Source organism: Flavobacteriales bacterium, assembly GCA_020435415.1.
Lineage (GTDB): Bacteria > Bacteroidota > Bacteroidia > JACJYZ01 > JACJYZ01 > JACJYZ01.
The window spans coordinates 18,048-35,152 of the sequence record JAGQZQ010000015.1; the positions used below are offsets into that span (position 1 = coordinate 18,048).

10 protein-coding genes are annotated in these 17,105 nt (G+C 47.9%); 6 read left to right on the forward strand and 4 right to left on the reverse strand.

The features are described 5' to 3' along the window. Positions 1-214 precede the first annotated feature (214 nt). From KDD36_04440 to KDD36_04450, 3 genes are all read left to right on the forward strand, one after another. Positions 215-2,080 (forward strand): T9SS type A sorting domain-containing protein, encoded by a 1,866-nt coding sequence (locus tag KDD36_04440; protein MCB0395873.1) that lies wholly within the window; start codon positions 215-217, stop codon positions 2,078-2,080. Between the two features lie 154 nt (positions 2,081-2,234). Continuing rightward, a complete protein-coding gene (locus KDD36_04445; protein MCB0395874.1) occupies positions 2,235-5,564 on the forward strand; it encodes a SpoIIE family protein phosphatase in 3,330 nt (1,109 codons plus the stop codon). A gap of 5 nt (positions 5,565-5,569) precedes the next feature. Then, on the forward strand, positions 5,570-7,447 hold the full coding sequence (locus KDD36_04450; protein ID MCB0395875.1) for a tetratricopeptide repeat protein: 1,878 nt from the start codon (positions 5,570-5,572) through the stop codon (positions 7,445-7,447). Between the two features lies 1 nt (position 7,448). Here the strand turns inward: KDD36_04450 and KDD36_04455 are convergent, their stop codons facing one another. The 4 genes from KDD36_04455 to KDD36_04470 all read right to left on the reverse strand — a co-directional run bounded on the left by KDD36_04455 (position 7,449) and on the right by KDD36_04470 (position 12,859). Then, positions 7,449-8,114, reverse strand: a complete 666-nt coding sequence (locus KDD36_04455; protein MCB0395876.1) for an outer membrane lipoprotein carrier protein LolA — start codon at positions 8,112-8,114, stop codon at positions 7,449-7,451. Positions 8,115-8,131: 17 nt separating this feature from the next. After that, positions 8,132-10,555 (reverse strand): DNA translocase FtsK 4TM domain-containing protein, encoded by a 2,424-nt coding sequence (locus KDD36_04460; GenBank protein ID MCB0395877.1) that lies wholly within the window; start codon positions 10,553-10,555, stop codon positions 8,132-8,134. A gap of 98 nt (positions 10,556-10,653) precedes the next feature. Further along, positions 10,654-11,343 carry a hypothetical protein gene (locus KDD36_04465; GenBank protein ID MCB0395878.1) on the reverse strand — a complete coding sequence of 230 codons (690 nt, stop codon included), beginning with the start codon at positions 11,341-11,343 and terminating at the stop codon, positions 10,654-10,656. 124 nt (positions 11,344-11,467) lie between these two features. Beyond that, entirely contained in the window at positions 11,468-12,859 is a 1,392-nt protein-coding gene (locus KDD36_04470; GenBank protein ID MCB0395879.1) for an arginine decarboxylase, read from the reverse strand. 142 nt (positions 12,860-13,001) lie between these two features. Between KDD36_04470 and KDD36_04475 the strand changes: the two genes are divergently transcribed. From KDD36_04475 to ffh, 3 genes are read left to right on the forward strand one after another with little or no spacing between them, the layout of a single operon-like run. Next, positions 13,002-13,955: an arginase gene (locus tag KDD36_04475; protein ID MCB0395880.1), complete on the forward strand. Its 954-nt coding sequence runs from the start codon at positions 13,002-13,004 to the stop codon at positions 13,953-13,955. Continuing rightward, positions 13,945-15,729 carry an arginine--tRNA ligase gene (locus tag KDD36_04480; protein ID MCB0395881.1) on the forward strand — a complete coding sequence of 595 codons (1,785 nt, stop codon included), beginning with the start codon at positions 13,945-13,947 and terminating at the stop codon, positions 15,727-15,729. The genes KDD36_04475 and KDD36_04480 overlap by 11 nt, the downstream gene beginning before the upstream one ends. Positions 15,730-15,773: 44 nt before the next feature. Beyond that, positions 15,774-17,102, forward strand: a complete 1,329-nt coding sequence (gene ffh / locus KDD36_04485; GenBank protein MCB0395882.1) for a signal recognition particle protein — start codon at positions 15,774-15,776, stop codon at positions 17,100-17,102. Positions 17,103-17,105: the final 3 nt, after the last annotated feature.

Consider the following 17,105-nt stretch of genomic DNA (forward strand, 5'->3'; position numbering starts at 1 on the left):
TGCCATTCGTTCAAAGCCAGTTTGGTTTCAAGCATTCTTAGGTGGTTAACGCGTTAGTGATAATTGTCTTTTGTCTTATAACTAATTGCTTCGACATGTCACCGGGATCACGACTGCCCACTGCCTACTGCCTACTGCCTACTACCTCCCGCCTCCTGAAATTTTGCATTCCCCCCGGATTGTCATAAATTGACATTTCCGTAACCCTACTGCTATGAAAAAACTCTACGCCCTCGCTACCGCTTCCTTTTTGGTGGTAGCTTCCTATGCACAGATTGGTGTGAATCTTGGCTTTCCCGAAAGGGGGGGCACATACATCGATGTGGTCAAAGAAAACTACCGCTGGACAGACCTTAACACAAACCAGGACCTTACCTCGGCCAATACCGATGCACAAGGCTGGCCGGAAGTTGATGCCCGCTACGTGATTGACTGGCGACCGGTAGCTGAATGGTCTTCATCCATTGATGACCCGGAAGTCTATCGGATTGATGTGAACGGAACCTATAAGTGTTCTTTTACCGGACAGGCTTCCGTAAATGGTACGGTGGGTGGACAGGTGCAGAACCTCGTTTATGACAGCAACAGCAATACCACGACGTTCGATTTTGTGATATCCGGCGCACAGGGAGCGAATTATGGCTTTGTTCTGATCGACTTTACCAATACCAAACGCACAGCCAGCTCCGCCACAAATACCGGTTTCACGGATTTCAAGATGTTGCGACCTGGTTATACGAATGACGATAACCTTTTCCTGGATGAGTTCCTGGCCATGTTGGATGATGTGAACTTCACATCCATTCGTTACATGAACTTTACCGGAACCAATGGCAGTGACCCGGATTATCCTGCCACTTCGGAATGGGTGGACCGCAAGCTTCCAACGGATGCTTCTCAGGTAGCGGTGTCTACCATCGGCAAACAGGTAGGGGCGTGCTGGGAGGATGTGATCCGCCTGGCTAACCGGACCCAAACGGATCCCTGGATCAATGTGCCGATTTCCGCATCTGCCGACTATATTACCAAACTGGCGCAATTGCTCAAGGATAGTCTCGACAGTGGGCTCAATATTTATGTGGAAAGCAGCAATGAAGTATGGAACACCGCACCGGGTTTCGAGCAGAGCTTATATAACCAGGCGTGGGCACAGGATCTCGGAATCGGAGAACAAGAGAATCATGCCAGACGTGCCGTTCAGCTGGCGCAGGCTTTTGAAGGTGTATTCGGTACCGGAAGTCTCAATAACCGCATCCGTGTTGTACTGTGTAGTCATGAACCCATGCTGAAGTGGTGGGTGGAGCCCATGTTGCAATACATCAATACCAACTTTGGAACACCCTCCGGTTACATTTATTCGATTGCCTGTCAAACATACTTCAGCGGCGGCGCCAATTCCGGAGAGGACACGACCAAGATCCTGGATGACTGCCACGCGAGTATCACAAGCCAGATAGATGATCAGGGGGTGAATGAAGCAGGCAGAATACAGTGGATCGCGAAAGCAGCAGCATGGAATCTTCCCGGTGGCTTCAGTTCATATGAGGGTGGCCCCGATCACGGTGGCGGGAGCACCACCAACATAGCCAATCGTATCCTGGCAGAACGGACCCTGCGCATGTGTGAGGAGATGCGCTACAATCTTGACGATGCATTTATTCAACTCGGCGGAAAACTGGCCATGCACTTTACCCTCACCAGCAGTTATAACAGGTATGGTTGCTGGGGACTGACCGATGACGTGAAGGTGCCTCACCGTAACTTCAAATACCAATGCATTAAAGATCTGCTAAATCCCACCTCGGTGGATGAAACGATAAGCCCCGACTTCCACATGGCCATCTTCCCAAATCCCGCATCCGGTGTGGTGAATATCCGACTGAGTGTTCCGGAAATGGCCTCAGTGAATCTGGTGCTCAATGACCTTGCCGGACATATCGTAAGACGGCTGACGGCTGTGCAGACTTCCGCCGGCCAACAGGTTTCCATGGATGTAAACGATCTTCCGGAGGGAATGTATTTCATCACATGTCAATCAGAAAATCAAATGGTGGTTGGTAAAATGGTAATACAACGGTAGGGCATCGGATTGGCGCACGATAAATCACCATAACATCCCCCTGGTTAAACCAGGTTACAGCAGGTAACATGAGCCCTTCGTCTAATGACCAATGACTTATGACTATGTGCTATCTACTTGCGACTAATTCTTACATTTGTTACCATTGGTCCTTATGGAAGCGTTCCGTTACAAAGAATTCATAAAGAATACGTGTTTTTTCCTCCTCCTGCTGTGCGGTTGTTTGTTGCCAACGGAGGGAAGGGCACAGTTTCACAATGAGTCCATACTCATGATCTCCAATTATTCGCCGGAGTTGATGCAGGTGGATTCTACAACAGGAACCAAATCCTACTACCCGGCGCTTGCCCAGAACCACAGTATTGTTCAGGATAATCGGGGTATCATGTATTTCGGAAATCAGGAAGGGGTACTCGAATACGATGGTTCGCGATGGAATAAAATCACTGTGGGTGATGATTACCTGGTCAAATCCCTGGCTAGGGATTCCTCCGGCCGTGTACTGGTGGGATCGTTGAGTGAGTTCGGTTACCTGAAGCCCGATGAAAAGGGCGACCTCCGGTATGAGTCGCTTCTTCCACTGCTAAAAAGCGAAGAGAAAGATTTCAGGGAAGTGTGGCGCATTATCTCCGTTAAAGAAGGCGCATGGTTTCAATCCAATGAACGGGTCTTCTTCTGGGATGGAAAAATTATCCGGTCATGGAAAGCAAACACGGAGTTCCATAAGATTTACGGCATAAAGGATCAGGTATTTGTTTATCAGGACACTCTGGGCCTTTACCAACTTACACCAAATGGCCCCGCACTTGTATGTGGCGATCCGATGGTAAAACAGAGCCTTGAAGCCATGGTGTCTCTGGATGACAAACGCATTCTGGCCGTTACCAAAACATCGGAGTTTTATTTGATCGATAAAAGCAAGTGGACCGTTAAGCCTTTTCCGTGTGAAGCATCCGGGCTGCTTAAAGACAGCCGTGTTTACAATATGATGTTGTTGAACGACCGGTACATTTCATTGGGAACCTGGGGTGATGGCATTGTTATTATTGACAAGGAAGGAAATGTTCTTAGCGTTCTCAGCAAAAAAGTGGGCTTGCAGGATGGAATTATCAACGGGCAATATCTTGGCAACAACGGCAATCTCTGGCTCGCCCTTTCAAAGGGGATCGCACGCATAGATATTAATTCACCGATCTCTGTTTTTGACGACCGCAATGGGCTGGAGGGAACCGTTCAGGATGTGACCAGATTCAGAGGCGCACTCTATGCCGGTACATTGTCTGGCGTATTCCGACTGGAGACCGCAGAGCAACAAATGTCAGGGGAAAAGCAGACTTTCAGTCAGGCACATTTTGTTCCCATCAAAGAGTTGAGAACGGAATGCTGGGGAATGATTACGCTGAATATCGATGGAAAGGAACGCATGCTGCTGGCGATGTATGATGGCATATATGAAATGGATCCGAAGGGTCAGGTTCATGTGCTGAATGAATCTGAACCCTGGAATTTCTGTCAGTCAAAATCAGATCCAAACCGGGTATTTGTCGGACTAAATGATGGTATATCATCTATCTATTGGAATGGTTCACAATGGGACGATGAGGGGCGAATCCCAGGTGTCACAGAAACCGTATTCAATATCTCGGTAGATAATAAAGGCAACCTGTGGCTGGGTACTATGGGGAGCGGGGTGATACGGATGAAGGATACAAAACCGTCATCCGTGACGGAATCAGAAATCTCACGTTTTGGGGTGAAGAACGGACTCGAGTATACCGGCGATCCATTTTATATCGAGGAGTTGAACGGCAGGATGTTATTCGGAACTTACTCCGGGTTGTTTGAGTTCAATGAAGCTTCGGAAATTTTTACGCGTTCAGAGACCCTGGGAATGCAGTTCTTCAAGCCATTGCATGGAGATACCATGGGTGTTCACCGGATGAAGATGGACCCTTTGAATAACATGTGGGTGGTGAGCGTGTATAAAAACAAAGCAAAAATTGAGATGGGCTTTGTGATTCCACGGGATGGTAAAAATGCCCAGTGGGTGAGCGGTCCGTTCAAATCCATTTCCAAGAAAATTAATCACGCTATTTACCACGACCCATACGGCGTTACCTGGATAGGGGGAGAGGGTGGACTTTACCGGTTCGATGGCAAGATGGAGAAGGATTACCATAGGCCATACTCGGCTTTCGTGCGGAAAGTATCCCTGATCAGCGGAGGTAATATTTTTCTGGGAGCCAACTATGATGAGGATGGACATGTGATCACGCAGCAACCCGAAGACCTGGTGCCGGTGCTGACTCCTGATCGTAATTCTTTGAAGTTCGAGTTTTCTGCGGCACAATTTGAGCAGGAGGAAGGACTTATGTTCAGTTACAAGCTGGATGGAATGGATAGTAAGTGGTCCGACTGGGTGACGGATCCATCCAAAGAGTATACATACATCCGGGAGGGGACATATACGTTCAGGGTCAAGGCGCGAAATATTTATGAGCAGGAAAGTGCAGAAGCGGTTTATAAATTTGAGATACTTCCGCCATGGTATCGCACGACCTGGGCATATACCGGATACGTTCTGGCATTCATTGCATTTGTTTATGGCGCCGTGACCGTCTCCACCAGAAGCCTGAAATCAGTGATCAGGGAGCGCACCGCGGAAGTTGTCAAGCAAAAGGAACTGGTGGAAGAAAAGAACCGCGATATCCTGGATAGCATTCGTTATGCGAAGAGAATACAGGAAGCTATTCTTCCGCCTCAGGATTGGGTGGCACGAAACATACCGGATACCTTTATACTCTACAAGCCGAAGGATATTGTCAGTGGAGATTTTTACTACATGAGAAAGGTGACCATGCGCGAAGCAGCCGGAGATAAGGATGTCTTCATGATTGCTGCCGTGGATTGTACCGGTCATGGGGTTCCCGGTGCATTTATGAGCATCGTCGGACACAACAGTCTGAACCAGGCGATTTCAGTGAAAGGAATTCACCGCCCGGCGGATGTGCTTGACTATATCAATCACTTCGTAACGGAATCCCTCAGTCAGGAGCGGGGAGAATCTACAGTACGCGATGGTATGGATATATCCCTCTGTATGCTGGACCTGAAGAACCGCCGGATGGAGTTTGCCGGCGCATTTAACCCGATCTATATTATCAGAAACGGAGAGCTGTTGGAGACCAAAGGAGATAAGCACCCGGTTGGAGGGTACGTGGATGATATGATGATGCACTTCACAAACCATTCCTTTGAATTGAAGAAGGGTGATTGCATTTACATTTTCTCGGACGGTTACGCCGATCAGTTTGGCGGCCCTGAGGGAAAGAAGTTCAAATACAAGGCGTTCAAAGAACTACTGCTCGATATCCGGGATCGCCCCATGCCGGAACAAGGAAAGGTGCTTGACGGGGTCATTACAGACTGGATGGGCGATCTGGAGCAGGTGGATGATATTTGCGTCATCGGCATCAGGGTCTGACAATTATGCAAAAGTACCGTATCGCACTTATCTTCCTGGCAGCTGTCATTCCGTATTTTATTACTTTATGGAATGGCTACGTACTCGATGACGATCTCTTTATTCTGAAGAACCGTTATGTGCAGCAGGGTGTCACATCCATCCCGGATCTTCTGACCACAAACTTCAGTCATGGTGCTGACGGTTTCAACGATGGACTGTACCGGCCACTGGCACCGATCACCTGGGCCATTGATCATTCAATCGCAGGAAACAATGCGTGGTTCGGACACGCCATGAATATCCTGATTTATGGCACCATTTGCGTGTTGCTTTATCTTCTTTTAGGGGAGATGATGGGAGATCGGAATACTCAGATGACCATGATCGTTGCTCTTTTATACGCTGTTCATCCCATTCATACGGAAGCGGTAGCCAATATCAAAGGGCGTGACGAGTTGCTGGCCATGCTGTTTTTTCTGATGGCTTCACGGGCCGCATTACAATATGCTACGAGCAGTCGTTGGACGACATTGCTGCTATGTGTCGGCTATTTTGGTTTAGCCTTTTTGTCGAAGGAAAGTGCAGTGACTGCCATAGCCGTGATCCCATTGTTGGTATTTGTCTCAAAGCCGGTGTCGCCAATAAGGACATGGCGTTTAACTTTCGCATTAACGTTAGCTGGAGTATTACTCTTTCTTTGGCGGTTCCATGTAATTCATTCTATGGACAGGACGGTGGATGGTGGTATTGTAAGCTTGTTGAATAACTCGGTCGTCGGAGCTGATGGCCTCAGTGGCCGTCTGGCATCTGCAATGTGGTTGCAATGTCACTACATCGGGTTGCTGATTTGGCCCTTTAACCTCAGCCATGACTATTCATACAATCAGATTCCGGCGGTGGATTGGGGGTTCTGGCCCCTGTGGCTCGCCGCACCCGTGCTGGCCACTTTGATTGGTTGGGCAGTTCTTGATATGAGGAAAAGGGGAGTGGGAGGGTATGCCATCCTGTTCTACTTTGTCACCATCTCCGTAGTTGCCAATCTCTTCTTCCTGATTGGTGCAACCCTGGCCGAGAGGTTCTTGTTCATGCCTTCGCTGGGCTTTTGTTTGCTTGTTGGATGGTTGGTCTCCCGGAAACCAAATATACCGGCGCCGTTAAGAGCATTGGGTGTATTGGTGCTGGTGGTATGGGGTGTGCAAACCGGTATGCGTGCACAAACATGGAAGGATAACATGACTTTGTTTGGCACCGATGTAAAACATACACCGGAGAGTGCAAGGGTGCAATACAATTATGGTACGGAACTTTACAGAGTGGGTGTGCAACATCAGGGGGAAGAGGTGTTAAAGTATAACCGCGATGCCGTTGAACATCTTTCTCACGCAGTAAATATCTATCCGGCCTACCTGGATGCCTGGAGTAACCTGGGAATATCTTATATGATGCTTTCTGAATTTGACTCCTCCCTGGCGTGTTTTCAGAAGGTGTTGGGTATTGAGGCGGGATACCGCAAAGCGTGGTATAATACGGCACTTGTTTATTTTCAAACGCGTCGTTACAAAGAAGCCATTCCGTGGTTGAGTCGTTATGTAGCGGATAAAGAGGATCCTCAGGCGCTGCATTACCTTGGACTGTCTTACGGTTACCTGGGAGATCCGGGGAGCGGATTGCCTTACCTGATGAGGTCATTGAATGTGCAACCCGTCAATGCGTCATTGTTAAAGGATATCGGTGTGGCCTATGGTTATTTGCAGGACTATCCCAGGGCATTGGAATATTCATTGAAGGCCTGGGCTTTGGATAACACCGATAAAAACCTGGCGATGAACATTGGCCTGACCTACCGTGCGCTTGGAGATCAGGCCAATGCTGAGAAATTCTTCAGGCTATCAGGAAAATGATCTATTCATCCGTCAGGTCAATGACATCCACACCGGGATGCGCAGCCGGGTCGAAAGAAAACACTTTGTCGGATATCTCCTGATCCGTTTTTATTTCTTTTAATTCATAAGTGTAGTAGGTGCCGTCCTTGCCAAAGAATCTGGCCATGACCACATGGTTCTTGGCTGCATCAATACTCAGTCTGACCCTCGAGAAATTCTTACCCGCATCCTTTGGTACCAGGTCAATGAGGTCTACGGATATCCCGTTTTCGGTGGTCTTCTTGATGTATTTGAATTTCCATCCTTCTTCATAGGACTTGAACATATCCACCGGGCTCATCGCATCCGGATCCGGAATGCTCTTTTGTACTTCGTCACTGGCCTTGAGGTAGGTCCACACGTACTTTCCGTCGTAAATGATCTCCTGTCCGGCGATCTTCAATACGTACTTATCTCCCTTGATACGAATATCCCCGTCCTGACTATCCTTAATGTCGTCAGATTTATTTTCCAGGGTATAGGTGAATTTAGCTGAGATGGTCTTGTATTTCTTTGTTTCAGCGCTTACCTGATCCAGTAGTTTTTTCGCTTTCGGGTCTCTTACGTCCGTATCATCATCCTGCGCCATGGCGCCACCTGTATAAAGAATGGCGAAGAAAGAGAGTGCTATGCTGAATTTTTTCATGATTCCGATGTATTAGATTATTGGTCTCCCTGTGGTGGATTCAAAAACTGTTCCAAAGCTGTTTCGTCGGGAATGAGAACCTGTCGTGCCTTGCTTCCCTCAAACGGTCCGATGATGCCGGCAGCCTCCAGTTGATCAATGATCCGACCTGCCCGGTTATAGCCAAGTTTTAATCTTCTTTGCAGGAGCGAGGCAGAACCTTGCTGGTGGATAACCACAATGCGTGCGGCATCTTCAAACATGGCATCCCGTTCGTCCGGAGAGATGCTTCCGGGGCCTTCGGCGGACTCATCTACAAACTCGGGAAGCAGGTGTGCATCGGCATATCCACGCTGGTTGCCGATGAACTCCGTGACATTCTCTACCTCCGGGGTGTCCAGGAAGGCACATTGTATCCTCAGGAGTTCACTGCCGGTGGAAAGCAGCATGTCCCCGCGTCCAATTAATTGCTCCGCTCCGCCATTGTCCAGGATGGTTCGGGAATCTATTTTGGAAGTGACCCGGAAAGCGATCCGTGATGGGAAGTTGGCTTTGATGGTACCCGTGATGATGTTCACCGAAGGGCGTTGTGTTGCGATGATCAGGTGAATTCCGATGGCCCGTGCTAATTGAGCAAGACGGGAAATGGGTGTTTCTATTTCCTTGCCGGCGGTCATAATGAGGTCCGCAAACTCATCAATTACCAAAACGATGTATGGAAGATAGCGATGACCTTCATTCGGATTCAGTTTCCGGGCAATGAACTTGGCATTGTATTCTTTGATCGTTCTTGCTCCGGCATTTTTAAGGAGGTCATAACGCTGGTCCATTTCTATGGTCATGGACTTAACCGTATGTATTACCTTGTTGGTGTCTGTGATGATGGCTTCTTCGGCATCGGGAAGTTTGGCCAGGAAGTGACGTTCAATTTTCCGGAACAAAGTCAGCTCCACTTTTTTGGGATCCACCAGCACAAATTTAACCTGAGACGGATGCTTCTTATATAGCAGCGAAGCAAGCATGGCATTGAGTCCGACTGACTTTCCCTGACCGGTAGCGCCGGCAACAAGCACGTGAGGCATTTTGGTCAGGTCCGCAATGTATATCTCATTGGAGATGGTGCGTCCGAGAACCATGGGCAGATCCATCTTTGTATTCCTGAACTTTTCAGATTCGATCAGCGATCGCATGGAAACCACCTGAGGGTTTTGGTTGGGAACCTCGATACCGATCGTACCCCGGCCCGGAATGGGCGCAATGATACGGATACCCAGGGCAGAAAGACTCAGTGCGATATCATCTTCAAGGTTCTTGATCTTGGAAATCCGCACACCGGCTTCCGGAATGATCTCATATAATGTAACGGTTGGCCCGATGGTTGCTTTGATCTTCGCGATCTTGATGTTGTAGTTGCCCAGTGTTTCTACGATCCGGTTTTTGTTGGCTTCGAGTTCTCCCTTGTCTACACTGATTTCACCTTGTCCGTGCTCTTCCAGCAGGTCTGCCGTTGGGAACTTATAACTGGACAGGTCCAGGGTCGGATCATATTCTTCCATGGGAGGATCGTCTCCGGCAATATCCTCTTCTCCATGTCCGTCCGAAGGCGGGGCTTCTTCGATCGAGAAATCGACACCTTCATCACCATTGTCTGATTCATCAAAACCTTCCGCCGGGATATCTGATTCAGTATCGAGTTCGATGGGGCCGGCCTGATCGGGATCAACCGTTGGCACACTTTCCTCAGTAACTTCTTCTTCCTCCTGATTCAGGACTGTATTTTTAAGTATAAGATCGTCGGTTTCTTCCGATATCTCTTCTTCCTCTGTTTTACTGCGAACGAAGGAGGGGAGCCGAAATGATAAATTATATGCCCCAACCAGGAAGCCCAGCATGGTAAACAAAAGCAACAGGTAAGTGCCGATCACACCAAGGAAGGCCTGGAGCCATTTGCCCAGGAAATAGCCAAAGCCGCCTCCCATGAACAAATACTGAGATTGAAAAATGCATCCCAGTGTAATGGAAAACCAGAATAGTCCGAATAAGCCGTAAAGTAAGCTACGTCTCAGCGGAAGCAGACTGACGTGAAACAACGCACGGACACCAAGCAGAATACTTATGAAAACAAAGTAGAAGGAAGCGATACCAAACCACCGGTGAATAAATACATAAGACAGGACAGCGCCGAATTTACCGATGCGGTTGTTAACCGGTTCGGTGATATCCCCTGATAAGTCGGACCATCCACCGGCGACCTTGTCTTGGTCTGCTTTCCATGTAAACAGAAAACTGGTAAACGCAATGAGCATATACAACCCGGCAAGCAACAGCACCAATCCTGTGATCTTGCGCACACGTTCATCCCTTACGAACCGCAGGCATTTGTCGTATGTCCTTCGGATCATTCCGGGCTTCCTGCTCTTTTTGCTATCGCTGTTTTTCAGTTTGTTTCCCTGGACGGCCATGGGCTGTCTGCATTATAAACTCGAAAATTAGTGGATTTTCTTCCTTGAAAAACGCGGGAAAGGCTAATTTATTAACAGGAAGGCGTGGATGAATGCAGTTAATCCAACTCGTTGAACGTGTCGGAAATCTCCTGCATTTTGGAGAGCACCTCTGCTTTGTTCACCGCTTTGTAATCGGATGGGATCCGGAAATCCTCGTCATTCACTTTGCTCATTAGAACTTTTTCAGCCACGAAGCGCATGTGAATGCCATTCTGAATAATCTCATATTGAAGAAGAACCCCGGGAATATCGTTGAATGGTGTTGCCCAATTGGGCGCTTCTATGTTGATATCGTCCGTGTAATATAGGGTGGCCTCTGGAATATTGGCGTCGGCAAATACCACCTTTACCTTGTTACACTTATAACCTGCAATTACCTTGCTTCCCTGCTCCCTGGTAACTTCAACCTTCCCCAGGTGATCATACAGTTCCGCAGCTTCATTTCCTTCAAAGGTGGAAGCGATACGGTCGTTAAAGAACTTTACAGCCACCTGCAACTCCTGGCTCTCATTGTCTGAGATGATGTATGTTTTCATTACACCCATCGACTTAAGCTCGGAGACTGTCAGATTATCTTTGAATGTATAGCGCATCTGGGTTGGCAGCAAATGGGCAAAAGCATGCTGTTTGGACATGGTCGGATAGGTGACCGAATAAAGAATAACACCTTCGGAGATACCTTCCTCCGTGGTAGAAGGAGTACAGGTCGACAGAGCCAACATAGCCGCCACACAAATACCTGTCAAGCGAAAGGTGATACGGTGGAAGCAGGAGAATGTCATTGCGGTAATGAAGGTCAATAGATCGCTTTATTCTGGTCGCGGGGCACGGCACGTCATCTTTCGCAATATACGAAAATGAATTGATGCCTCAATAACCTAACAATTTTAGCATGGTGTCCGGTTGTTGTTCGCCGGAAAAAAGCCATGATGTTAATTTTCCATTTTCATCCTTCTCTACAACCACATGTTGTGGGTTCGGGATCAGGCAATGCTGGATGCCGCCGTATCCGCCCAGCGATTCCTGGTATGCACCGGTATGAAAAAATCCGACATACAAAGATTCTCCCTCGCTGATCTTGGGGAGGAACACCTGGTTGTTATGAGATTCGGAATCATAATAGTCCAGGCTATCGCATGTTAATCCGCCCATGTTAACACTTCTGTATTCACTGCCCCAGTGATTTACGGCAAGCAATATAAAGCGTTGGTTTATGCCCCATGTGTCGGGTAGGGTTGTGATTAATGAGCTATCAATCATGTACCAAAGCTCCCTGTCGTTCTGTTGCTTTTGGTCCAGAACGGAATAGATCATCGCACCCGTTTCACCTACCGTATAGGATCCGAATTCGGAATACAGATTGGGTTCGTCGATACCCAGTTCATCGCACCGGCCCTTGATCTGATTCACGATCTCTTCCGCCATATAGGCATAATCATAGCTGAAATTAAGCGAAGTTTTGATGGGGAATCCACCGCCTATGCTTAATGAATCCAGGGAAGGGCAAACCTTTTTAAGTTCGCAATAGACATTGATGCATTTGCGGAGTTCGTTCCAGTAATAGCTATTGTCTTTTATACCTGTATTGATATGAAAATTCAACATCTTTAATTCAAAGAGATCGTGGGATTCGATTTCCTGTTTGTAAAATTTAACGATGTCTGTGTAACGGATGCCTAGCCTGGATGTGTAGAAAGAAAATGTAGGCTCTTCTTCCGTGGCAATCCGGATGCCCAGCTTGCATTTTTCCTTGACATGTTCCTTGTAATAAGTGATTTCACTCATGTTATCGAGCGAAGGCACCAGGTTTGTAAAACCATCATTGATCAGATCGCAGATCCATTCCTTATAAAGCTCCCTTTTGTATCCGTTGCAGTTTATAAAGGTGTCTTTGCTGATCTTTCCTTTATCATAAAGACTTTTTACGATCTGGATATCATAAGCCGAAGAAGTTTCCAAATGCACACCGTGTTTCAGGGCTTCTTCTATAACAAAAGAAAAATGTGAACTTTTTGTGCAATATGTATAGGTATAGTTACCTTTGTAGCCTGTTTTTTGAAAAGCCTGATTAAACATCTTTCGGGCCTTGGCAATCTGACTACCGATCTTAGGCAGGTAGGTGATTTTGAGTGGGGTTCCGTATTGTTCAATGAGATCCATCAGGGGGATATCATTAAATACCAATTCATCATTTTCAACTTTAAACTCTTCCTGAGGGAAATCGAAAGTTTGTTCGATCAGGTCAAGATAACGGTTTTTCATCCCTGCGGTACGTGGTTATGCCGACTTATCGTTGGCGTTAATATCATGTTTGAATTGTTTGGGTGTACTTTTTCTCACCTGGCAAGCTTCGGCTGAGGGCCGTAAAGGTAAAAATTTGCAGAAATTTCTGACGTAAATATTTATGAATCATATAGAAGGGTATGCACTCATTGAAGTTCGTTCTGATGTGGGTGCAGGTACGGAAGGTGCAGCGCTTGGCGCACAAGCCATCCGAGCGGTTGCCGAACAAAAGGGGGATACCCGTTTTTTGAATCTTGATCGTGTATCCCTGGAGTTTCCGAATGGCTCACCGCTTGAAGAAAACCAAACACCGTGGGCAAAACACATTGTTCCCCTCCTGAAGTTTCAGGAGAAGGTTGCAGATGAAGTCTATTCCGCGGTTCATCAGGGAAAGTTCCCGGTGCTCCTTACCGGTGATCATAGCAGTGCCATTGGAATAATCTCAGGATTCAAGAAGGCTTTTGCTGATAAGAACATAGGCGTGGTGTGGATCGACGCGCATGCCGATCTCCATTCGCCTTACACCACACCATCCGGAAATTTACACGGTATGCCCCTTGCCGCGTTGATCGGGGAGGATAATCTCGAGCATCAGATTCATCAGCCCAGTGAAACCACAGAGGTGTGCTGGAAACAAATGAAGAATCTGGCATTTCCCGCTCCGAAGTTCACAGGCAAAGACCTGGTCTTCGTTGGGGTGCGGAGCACAGAGACACCCGAAGATAAACTGATCGCCAGACACGGCATTCGGAAAATCACCGTAGATGACGTTCGCAAAAGCAACGGAGCATCCATTGCCCAGGAGGTTCTGGAAACGTTGTCTCACTGCGACGCCATCTTTGTTTCTTTTGATGTGGACAGCCTTGATCCTTCTATTTCTGCTGCTACAGGAACACCGGTTGACCACGGCCTGAATCTGGAAGAAGTTCATGATATGATGCGGGTATTACTTAAAGATTCCCGGGTGAAAGGCCTGGAAGTAACAGAGGTGAATCCCACCTTTGAAGAAGACCGGACCATGGCTACCGCTGCTTACGATGTGCTCCTAACTGCCCTGACCAACCATGAGCATTGAATCAATACTAGAAACCAAGGGCCGGGAGGCCCTGGTAAACCTCTTCGGTGAATCCGATACCCTCCCCGGCATTCAACTTCAACATACCCGCAGGGAGTTTGAAGGAGACTGGACCATTGTGGTCTTTCCTTTTCTTAAACTTTCCGGAAAAGGTCCGGAAGAAACAGCCCGCATGTTGGGGGATCAATTGGTTGAGATGACCAATGAGATCGCATCTTACAATGTTGTGAAAGGCTTCCTTAATCTTAGCCTTAAGGATGAGTTCTGGATCAATGAGGCCGGACATCTTGCTAATGCAGACTGGTGGCGGGGAACAAAGAAAAGTAAGTCCGTAATGGTGGAGTACTCTTCTCCCAATACCAACAAACCGCTGCACCTGGGGCATATCCGGAACAACCTTCTGGGATGGTCGGTTGCTGAAATTCTCAAAGCCAACGGCTACGATGTGAAAAAGGTGAACCTGGTCAATGACCGCGGAATCCATATATGTAAATCCATGCTGGCCTGGCAGCGATGGGGAAATAACGAAACGCCGGATTCAGTAAATCTTAAAGGAGATAAGCTGGTTGGTAATTACTACGTTCGCTTTGACCAGGAACTGAAGAAGGAGGTGGCAGACCGTATTGCCAGGGGAATAGAAGAAAAAGAAGCGGAACAGGAAGCGCCCCTGATGCAGGAAGCGAGAGAAATGTTGCGCAAATGGGAAGCGGGTGACGAAGAGGTTCGCAAACTGTGGGCAACCATGAATCAATGGGTATACGATGGCTTCGAGATCACCTACCAAAAGATGGGGGTTGATTTTGATGATACCTATTATGAGTCAAATACCTATCTCCTGGGAAAACAAAAGGTGGAAGAGGCATTGAAACGTGGAGAGCTTTATCAAAAGGAGGATGGATCCGTTTGGGTGGATCTTGAAGCCGATGGCCTTGATCAAAAGTTGTTGTTGCGGTCCGACGGTACTTCGGTATATATGACCCAGGATATCGGGACGGCCATTCAGCGTTTCGAATCCGGGCATCTGGATCAACACATATATGTGGTGGGAAATGAACAGGATTACCACTTCAAAGCACTTTCACTCATCCTGAAAAAGATGGGCTATGCCTGGGCAGAGAACCTCTATCACCTGTCTTACGGCATGGTGGACCTGCCCTCGGGCAAGATGAAGTCCAGGGAGGGAACAGTGGTTGATGCCGATGACCTGATTGCCGAAGTGGTGGATACCGCCAGGCAGAAAACAATGGAATTGGGAAAGGTGGAAGGACTGGAAGATGATGAGGCCGACCAGCTATTCTACCGGATCGGAATGGGAGCCCTGAAATATTTTATCCTGAAGGTGGATCCGAAAAAGAAGATGCTTTTCAACCCGGAAGAGTCAATCGATTTCAATGGACATACGGGACCTTTCATTCAATATACCCATGCCCGGATCGCCTCGGTGTTGCGTAAAGGGAATGAAGAAGGCCTGAAGCCCTGGGACGCATCCGGACTTCCTTCGGCGCTCGAAGAACGGGAGCGTAGCCTGCTCAAGATATTGTTTCAATTTCGTGACATCGTGCATGAAGCCGGCAAACTGTTAAGCCCGGCCATGGTTGCCAATTATGTTTACGACCTGGCCAAGGAGTTTAACCAGTTTTACCATGAATGCCCCATACTGAAGGCCGAGGATCGGCAGCAGGTGTTGTGGCGACTGTCATTGGCAGATGCGGTACGAAATACCATTAACGATGGTATGCATCTTCTAGGAATTGAAGTGCCCGACAGGATGTAGTATATTTGCGATCCAGCAAACAATGTATAAGGAGTCAGATAGTCATGTTTGAGAATTTATCGGAGAAATTAGAGAAAGCATTTAAGGTCCTTAAAGGGCAGGGCCAGATTACCGAAATCAACGTAGCTGAGACCCTGAAGGAAGTCCGGCGTGCCCTGCTCGATGCCGACGTAAACTATAAAATCGCCAAGGAGTTTTCGGAGACCGTAAAAACCAAAGCGCTGGGGGAACAAGTATTGACTGCAGTTTCTCCGAGCCAGCTGTTGGTAAAGATCACCCATGATGAATTGGCTTCCCTGATGGGTGGCCAGGCTGTGGATGTGAATACCAAAGGCAGTCCTGCCATTATCCTGATCGCCGGACTGCAAGGTTCCGGTAAAACGACATTCTCTGCAAAGCTTGCCAATCATCTGAAAAGTAAGAAATCCCTGAAGCCTTTGCTGGTCGCGTGCGACGTGTACCGCCCTGCTGCAATCAACCAGTTAAAAGTGCTGGGTGAGCAGATCGGAGTATCCGTCTATGCCGAAGAAGGCAATCAGGACCCTGTACAGATTGCAAAAAAAGGTATTGACTTCGCAAAGGCCAATCAATGTAACCTGGTGATTGTGGATACCGCCGGGCGCCTGGCCATTGACGAGGAAATGATGAAGGAGATCGCGGAGGTCAAGAAAGCCATCAAGCCTTCAGAGACCTTGTTTGTCGTGGATTCCATGACAGGTCAGGATGCAGTGAACACAGCCAAAGCATTTAACGAAAGACTGGATTATGACGGTGTGGTGCTTACCAAATTGGATGGTGATACACGCGGTGGAGCAGCACTTTCTATTCGCTATGTGGTGGATAAGCCGATCAAGTTTGTAGGTACCGGTGAGAAGATGGATGCCCTGGATGTCTTTTATCCGCAACGGATGGCCGACCGTATTCTGGGGATGGGTGATATCGTTTCCCTGGTAGAGAAGGCACAGGAGCAATACGATGAAGCCGAAGCGAAAAAGTTGCAGAAGAAAATCGCCAGGGATCAGTTTGATCTCAATGATTTTCTTGATCAGATACAGCAGGTGAAGAAGATGGGCAATGTGAAAGACCTGATGGGTATGATCCCCGGTGTGGGCAAGGCCATGAAGAATGTAGACATCGATGACGATGCATTCAAAGGCATCGAGGCCATTATCCGTTCTATGACACCTGCCGAACGGAGTGACCCGTCCATGTTGAACGGCAGCAGGAGGGAACGCATTGCCACAGGAAGCGGAACGAGTATTCAGGAGGTGAACCGGCTGATGAAGCAGTTCACAGAGATGCGAAAGATGATGAAGATGATGTCAAATAAATCGCAGATGGCCCGCATGATGGCCAGAATGCCTAAACGTTAATAT

Coding starts and splice junctions, on each gene's coding strand:
- KDD36_04455 (MCB0395876.1), bottom strand. CDS start 8,114: ATGAAAAAATTCAGCATAGCACTCTCTTTCTTCGCCATTCTTTATACA.
- KDD36_04470 (MCB0395879.1), bottom strand. CDS start 12,859: ATGAAAAACCGTTATCTTGACCTGATCGAACAAACTTTCGATTTCCCT.
- KDD36_04480 (MCB0395881.1), top strand. CDS start 13,945: ATGAGCATTGAATCAATACTAGAAACCAAGGGCCGGGAGGCCCTGGTA.
- KDD36_04460 (MCB0395877.1), bottom strand. CDS start 10,555: ATGGCCGTCCAGGGAAACAAACTGAAAAACAGCGATAGCAAAAAGAGC.
- KDD36_04475 (MCB0395880.1), top strand. CDS start 13,002: ATGAATCATATAGAAGGGTATGCACTCATTGAAGTTCGTTCTGATGTG.
- ffh (MCB0395882.1), top strand. CDS start 15,774: ATGTTTGAGAATTTATCGGAGAAATTAGAGAAAGCATTTAAGGTCCTT.
- KDD36_04440 (MCB0395873.1), top strand. CDS start 215: ATGAAAAAACTCTACGCCCTCGCTACCGCTTCCTTTTTGGTGGTAGCT.
- KDD36_04450 (MCB0395875.1), top strand. CDS start 5,570: ATGCAAAAGTACCGTATCGCACTTATCTTCCTGGCAGCTGTCATTCCG.
- KDD36_04445 (MCB0395874.1), top strand. CDS start 2,235: ATGGAAGCGTTCCGTTACAAAGAATTCATAAAGAATACGTGTTTTTTC.